A 6,320-nucleotide genomic window follows, 5' to 3' on the forward strand; every position below is an offset into this window, starting at 1 on the left:
GTCTGAAAATCAATAGTCTGAGTCATTTTGATGATTGAAGAGCAACAAAAAGAAGAAGCAATCTCACTAAAAACATGGAGATTGCTTCAAATTATGCACTACCGTTTATAATTTTCGCAATGACGTTATAATCTTCAGTTGTTTATCGTGAACCTTATGTTGAACACAGGTTAATAGTACTAAATTTCTAAGATTTTTTAATTTTCTTGTTCCGTATTATCTGGTTGAGTTGGTTTTTCAAATAGATTCATAAAAGCATCTGGTAAATAGTCTAAAATAGAACTTGCGGTAAAAGTTTCATAACCAATTTCTAAGCTTCCTAAATCTGCGGTTAAACCATGTATATAAACACCAAATATAGCTGCATCTAGTGGAGTGTAATTTTGTGCAATTAATCCAGTAATAATTCCAGTTAAAACATCGCCACTTCCTGCTGTTGCAAGTGCTGGATTTCCCGTTGAATTAAAGTAAGTAGCATCTTTAGTTACTATGGCTGTTATTGCATCTTTTAAAACTAAAATAGAATTATATTTTTTAGCAAATTTCTTAGCTTTTGCTAATTTGTCATAATCGTTTTTCCAAACTCCAATTAGTCGCTCTAATTCTTTTGGATGTGGAGTTATCACTGTATTTTCAGGTAAAAAATTTAATAAATTTTTATCTTTTGCTAATAAATTTATCGCATCGGCATCTATAACTAATGGTTTTTTATTTTCTTTAATAAATTTTTCAAATCCTTTTGCTGTTTTTTCAGTAGTTCCCATTCCTGGACCAATACCAATAACATTGGCTTTTGTTTTAAAATTAAAATAAGCGAGAAGATCATCCGTATCTACTTCAGTCATAACTTCAGGAATAGCCGTTTGCAAAATTTGATAACCGCATTTTGGAACGTAGGCAGAAACTAGCCCACTTCCTATTTTTAAAGCTGCTTTAGACGCTAAAGTGATAGCTCCAATTTTTCCAAAACTACCGCCAATTAAAAGTGAATGGCCAAAATTTCCTTTATGATCCCATTTTTTTCTGAATTTATAAATAGGAAGTATTTCATTTTTAGTGATATAATTATAAATCGGATGTAAACTTTCTACAAATTCAGCATCTAAACCAATATCAATTATTTTCCAAGATTCAATATAATTTTTATTTTCTGATAGTAAAAATGCTAATTTTGGATATTGAAAAGTTAAAATATGATTGGCTTTTAGTACGTTTTTTTGGTCTTCTACAGTTTTGTTATTATACAAACCTGAAGGCATATCAATAGCTAATATAAATGCTTGTTTCTGATTAATATATTGAATTAATTTTTTGGTAAAACCTTCAGGAGGTCGTGATAATCCATTACCAAAAATGGCATCAATTATCAGGTCGTTTTCATTAATTTCTGGAAATTCTTTTTCAGTAGAAATTACTTCAGGCCAATCTCCTAATTCTTTAAGTCGTTCATAATTAGCTAGAAAATTTTTACTTCGTTTTTTACTGAAATTAACAATATAACAAGAAACATTATAATTATTTTCCATTAAATAACGTGTAATAACTAATCCGTCGCCACCATTATTACCAATTCCACAAAATACATGAATTTTAACATCATTAGGTTTAATACGTTGATACACCCATTGAAAACAAAGGTTTGCAGCACGTTCCATTAACTCTAATGATGATATGCCATTTTTTTTAATGGTTGCTTTATCAGCTTCAGCCATTTGTTTAGAAGAAAGAATATACATAGCTTTAAAATTAATAAAAAAAGGCTCAAAAAGAGCCTAATTTTTCACTATTTTATTAAAAAGTTATTCTTTGAATACACCCATATTAGTATATTTTTCCATACGTTTTTTTACTAAATCATCAGAAGATAATTTTTTTAATTCATCATAAGCAGTTAAAATTGTTTTTTCAACTTCTTTAAAAGCAGTTTCTCTATCGTGATGTGCACCTCCTAATGGTTCACTAATAATACCATCAATTAATTTTTGCTTTTTCATGTCGTCAGCAGTTAGTTTTAAAGCTTCAGCGGCAATTTTTTTATATTCCCAGCTTCGCCATAAAATAGAAGAACAGGATTCTGGAGAAATTACAGAATACCAAGTATTTTCCATCATAAACACTTTATCCCCAACGCCAATTCCTAAAGCTCCACCTGAGGCTCCTTCTCCTATAACGACGGTGATAATTGGAGTTTTTAAGCGTGTCATTTCTAATATATTTCTGGCAATGGCTTCACCTTGTCCGCGTTCTTCAGCTTCTAAACCAGGATATGCACCTGGAGTATCTAATAGAGTTACTACAGGAATTCCAAATTTTTCAGCCATTTTCATAAGGCGTAAAGCTTTTCTATAACCTTCAGGATTTGACATTCCAAAATTTCGATATTGGCGAGTTTTAGTATTAAAACCTTTTTGTTGACCAATAAACATAAAGGATTGATCGCCTATTTTTCCTAAGCCACCAACCATGGCTTTGTCATCTTTAACCGTTCTATCTCCATGTAATTCCATAAAAGAATCACCAGTCATTGCACAAATATAATCGAGCGTATAAGGTCTGTTTGGGTGACGAGATAGTTGAACTCGTTGCCAAGCAGTTAAATTTTTGTATATATCTTTTTTAGTTTTTATTAATTTTTTTTCAATGTTTTTACAGGTTTCAGTCACATCAACATGACTTTCTTTACCAATAAGTTCACATTTATCTAATTGTTCTTCAAGTTCTTTAATTGGTAATTCAAAATCTAAATATTCCATATTTTTTAGTTTAGATATAGCCACAAATATAGTAACTTATTAAGTTGCTTAAAAAGGTATTGTTGTTTTTTTATTTCTAATTAACCCATCAATTAAAACAGTAATTAAAATGATAAGTCCGCCAATATAAAATTGTGGGCTCATTTTTTCTTTATTTCCAAAAATAATTAGTGCTAAAATTATTCCGTAAACTGGTTCTAAATTAATGGTAAGCATAACAGTAAAAGGAGTAATATGTTTCATGATATTAACCGATGCAATAAATGCATAAGCAGTACAAATACTACTTAAAATTAATAAATAAACTAAATCTGACATCGTTATTGAGAAATCAATTAAAGTAAAACCAGAAGTTGAAAATATATAAAAGGTTATAAATAAAACCCCAAATAATAATTGATAAAACGAGAGCACTGCTCCACGGTATTGTTTGATATATAATCCATTTAAAACAGTGAAAAGTGCTGATAAAAAAGAAGCGGTTAATCCATAAATAATTCCTAAGGTATATTGCGTTTCTACATTAAATATAATGTATAATCCAAAAATTATGATTAAACCGAAAAGAAATTCAATAGGATTGAGTCTTCTTCTAAAAAACAAAGGTTCAATTAACGAAGTAAAAAAAGCTCCAGTGCTCATAGAAACTAATGCAACAGAAACGTTAGAAACTTTTATTGCTGAAAAAAAGAAGATCCAATGAAGTGCAATAATAGTTCCACTAATTAAAAACTTAATTAATCCCTTTTTATCAACTTTAAGCGATTTCTTTTTAATTAGAAAATAAAAGAGCACAAATAGTACTGCAAAAAACATACGATACCAAACTAATGGAATTGCTTTTAGATGAATTAAGGCTCCTAAAATGGCTGTGAATCCCCAAATAAAAACTAGGAAATGTAAATGTAAATAATTTTTTAATTTAGTTTTTGGCATTTTTAAGGTATAAAAATAGAGCAATTGCTCCAAAAATTAAATTTGGTAACCAAACCATAAAAAACGGATTAGTTTCTGCCCCTGCACCTAAAACTTCACCAATTTTTAAAAAGAAGACGTACATAAACATTAGGGATATACCAATTGCTAGGTTAACCCCCATTCCTCCTCTTTTTTTTCTAGAAGATAAAGCTACTGCAATAAAAGTTAAAATATAAGATGCTATAGGTAAGCTTGTACGTTTATCTAATTCAACTTTATAAGTATTCAAATTACTAACTCCACGTTGTTCAGCCTTTTTAATATATTCCACTAATTTAATAGAATTCATATCCTTAGCCATATAAGCAACATTAATTAAATCTTTTGGAGTGAAATTAAAAATGGTGTCCAATCTAGTTCCTGCAATAATACTATCTCTTTTTTTGAAAATAAATCTTTTTTTGAAATTACTTAATTTAAAAGTGCTATCCTTTTTATTAAAATGAATATTGTCTGATGATAGTTTATACTTTAATTTTATACCATCATATTTTTCATAAGAAAAGTTATAACCTATATTTCTATCTATAGTATAACTTTTTAAAAAGATATACTCGTTAGGACCTAATTGCAAATTTAAATTGGTTAAGTAATTAGCATCTAGCTTTTTGCTAGTTAAATAATCTTTATTAAACTTATCAAAAATTTTATTACTTTTTGGAACCACAAAATGGTTCATAAGTAAAGCAAAAACTGCAATAATAGTTGCTCCAATAAAATAAGGTCTTAAAAATCGGGTAAATGATATTTTTGCAGAATGGATTGCTATAATTTCGGTATTACCAGCTAATTTTGAAGTGAAAAATATTACGGCAATAAATAAAGCCAAAGGCATAAAAGTATTACCATAAATTATGATAAAATTCACATAGTAATCTTTTATAATTTCAGTAACCGTTAAATCAGCACTTCTTAAAAAACGATCTACTTTTTCAGAAACATCAATGGCAATAGCAATAGGCAATAACAAAGCCATTACTAGCAGAAATGAACTTAAAAAATTCTTTAAGATATATTTGTCAATTATTTTCAAGAGTTGCCTTTTTTACTCGTTTTGAAATAGAAATTTATCTGATTGTCCATAATCTTACATAACGTCCGCCATGTCGAGCCTGCCTTGCCGACAGACAGGTCTAGCATGACGGTTTTTTTTATTACTAATTACGGACATACAATAAATTTATATTATAATCTTTTATCCATTTGATTAATCATTTTACTTTTCCATTCCATAAAATCTCCGGCTAATATATGTTTTCTTGCGGTGCGAACCAACCATAAATAAAATCCTAAGTTATGAATGGATGCAATTTGTTTTCCTAATAATTCTTTAGCAATAAATAAATGGCGTAAATATGCTTTTGAATAGGTAGTATCTACATAAGTAATATTCATTTCATCAATAGGAGAAAAATCATTTTCCCACTTTTTATTTTTGATGTTTATGGTTCCGTGTGCAGTAAATAACATGCCATTTCTAGCATTTCGTGTAGGCATTACACAATCAAACATATCAACACCTAAAGCAATATTTTCTAAAATATTTATTGGAGTTCCAACTCCCATTAAATATCTAGGTTTATCTTTTGGTAAAATATCGGTAACAATATCAGTAATTTCATACATTTTATCAGCAGGTTCGCCAACGGATAATCCTCCAATTGCATTTCCATTTGCACCAACTGAAGCTATAAATTCTGCAGATTGTTTCCTTAAATCTTTATAAGTACTTCCTTGAACTATTGGAAATAAAGCTTGGGAATACCCATATTTTGATGGTACTTTTTCTAAATGAGTTACACAACGTTTTAACCATCTGTGCGTTAAATGCATAGATCGTTTTGCATAATTATAATCGCAAGGATATGGTGTGCATTCATCAAAAGCCATAATAATATCGGCACCAATAGTACGTTGAATTTCCATAACTTTTTCAGGTGTAAAAACATGGTAAGAACCATCAATATGACTTTTAAATTTCACACCTTCTTCTTGAATTTTTCTTCTTGCAGATAGAGAATAAACTTGATAACCACCGCTATCAGTTAACATATTTCTGTCCCAATTCATAAACTTGTGTAAACCTCCAGCTTGTTCTAAAATTGAAGTAGTTGGGCGTAAGTATAAATGATAGGTGTTTCCTAAAATAATATCAGGATTAATTTCGTTTTTTAATTCGGTTTGATGAACTCCTTTTACGGTGCCAACAGTTCCTACTGGCATAAATATTGGGGTTTCAATTTTACCGTGATCTGTAGTTATAATTCCAGCTCTGGCTTTGCTTTGAGCGTCGGTTGTTTTTAATTCAAATTGCATAGTTGGCAAAGATACAGAATAGGTTTTATTTGAAGAAAATTATACGTGTTATTACCAGGGCAAACTCACACTTTTATTTTCAATATCCTTAATAAATAAAGACCGTTGCAAAATTCAACAAATTTCACCAATCCAAGTTTTAGATAAATTTTAGATTGGTTTTTGTCAAAAAATGTAATTTTCACTTCTTTTTTTGTCTTTGAAGTTCATTTTAATATTGTTTTTCTCTTAATTTTTACAATTAGACGCAATTATCCCTGGACTTCGATACAG

At 29.3% G+C, this 6,320-nt stretch carries 5 protein-coding genes; all 5 read right to left on the reverse strand.

What is annotated here, in order from left to right; translation table 11 throughout:
* Positions 1-197 precede the first annotated feature (197 nt).
* Positions 198-1,736 (reverse strand): NAD(P)H-hydrate dehydratase, encoded by a 1,539-nt coding sequence (locus L3J60_RS10025; protein ID WP_291975372.1) that lies wholly within the window; start codon positions 1,734-1,736, stop codon positions 198-200.
* A 63-nt stretch (positions 1,737-1,799) separates the two neighbouring features.
* Complete coding sequence (locus L3J60_RS10030) at positions 1,800-2,753, reverse strand: acetyl-CoA carboxylase carboxyltransferase subunit alpha (RefSeq protein ID WP_291975373.1); 954 nt, start codon at positions 2,751-2,753, stop codon at positions 1,800-1,802.
* Positions 2,754-2,801: 48 nt separating this feature from the next.
* Positions 2,802-3,689: a DMT family transporter gene (locus L3J60_RS10035; protein ID WP_291975374.1), complete on the reverse strand. Its 888-nt coding sequence runs from the start codon at positions 3,687-3,689 to the stop codon at positions 2,802-2,804.
* The gene (locus L3J60_RS10040; RefSeq protein WP_291975375.1) at positions 3,676-4,764 is read right to left on the reverse strand and encodes an LptF/LptG family permease; all 1,089 of its coding nucleotides are present in this window, start codon (positions 4,762-4,764) and stop codon (positions 3,676-3,678) included. Before L3J60_RS10040 ends, L3J60_RS10035 begins: the two co-directional genes overlap by 14 nt.
* 152 nt (positions 4,765-4,916) lie before the next feature.
* Positions 4,917-6,047 (reverse strand): tRNA guanosine(34) transglycosylase Tgt, encoded by a 1,131-nt coding sequence (gene tgt / locus L3J60_RS10045; RefSeq protein ID WP_291975376.1) that lies wholly within the window; start codon positions 6,045-6,047, stop codon positions 4,917-4,919.
* Positions 6,048-6,320: the final 273 nt, after the last annotated feature.

It is taken from the genome of Lutibacter sp. (assembly GCF_021647475.1).
Classification (GTDB): Bacteria; Bacteroidota; Bacteroidia; order Flavobacteriales; family Flavobacteriaceae; genus Lutibacter.